The following is a 1,043-nucleotide window of genomic DNA, read 5'->3' as shown; positions in this document are numbered from 1 at the left end:
ATGGCAAAGGAAAAGTTTGAGCGTACAAAACCGCACGTCAACATTGGCACGATTGGCCACGTTGACCACGGCAAGACCACGCTGACCGCAGCAATCACCAAGTATTTCGGTGACTTCAAAGCGTATGACCAAATCGACGGTGCGCCGGAAGAAAAAGCGCGCGGCATCACCATCTCGACCGCCCACGTGGAATACGAGACTGATAATCGCCACTATGCGCACGTTGACTGCCCCGGCCACGCCGACTACGTCAAGAACATGATCACCGGTGCTGCCCAGATGGACGGTGCGATCCTGGTTGTGAACGCGGCTGACGGCCCGATGCCTCAGACCCGCGAGCACATCCTGCTGGGCCGCCAGGTTGGCATCCCGAAGATGGTCGTGTTCATGAACAAAGTTGACCAGGTTGACGACGAAGAGCTGCTGGAGCTGGTGGAAATGGAAATCCGCGAGCTGCTGTCTTCGTATGAATACCCCGGCGATGATATTCCGATCATCGCAGGTTCGGCTCTGGCCGCGATGGAAGGCAACAACCCGGAAATCGGCGAAGAGAAGATCAAGGAACTGATGGCGGCTGTTGATGACTATATCGACACCCCTGAGCGTGCTGTTGACCAGCCGTTCCTGATGCCGATCGAAGACGTGTTCTCGATCTCGGGCCGTGGTACCGTTGTGACCGGTCGTGTTGAGCGTGGCGTGATCAACGTTGGCGACGAAATCGAAATCGTCGGTATCCGCGACACCAGCAAAACCACCTGCACCGGTGTTGAAATGTTCCGCAAGCTGCTGGACCGCGGTGAAGCAGGCGACAACATCGGCGCGCTGCTACGTGGTGTGGATCGTGACGGCGTTGAGCGCGGCCAGGTTCTGTGTAAGCCGGGTTCGGTAACACCGCACACCAAGTTCGAAGCCGAAGCCTACATCCTGACCAAGGAAGAAGGCGGTCGTCATACTCCGTTCTTCGCGAACTACCGTCCTCAGTTCTACTTCCGTACAACTGACGTGACCGGAACCGTGACCCTGGCGGCTGGCACCGAGATGGT

Annotated in this window: 1 protein-coding gene; it reads left to right on the top strand. The window is 57.5% G+C overall.

Features of this window, described 5'->3' with window-relative positions:
* Positions 1-1,043 (top strand): elongation factor Tu (gene tuf / locus ACR0NN_RS25265; protein ID WP_480685868.1); only part of this gene is annotated, 1,043 nt, incomplete at both ends.

This window comes from Ruegeria sp. BA2 (genome assembly GCF_056539605.1).
This window is presented reverse-complemented; position numbering and strand designations above follow the sequence as displayed.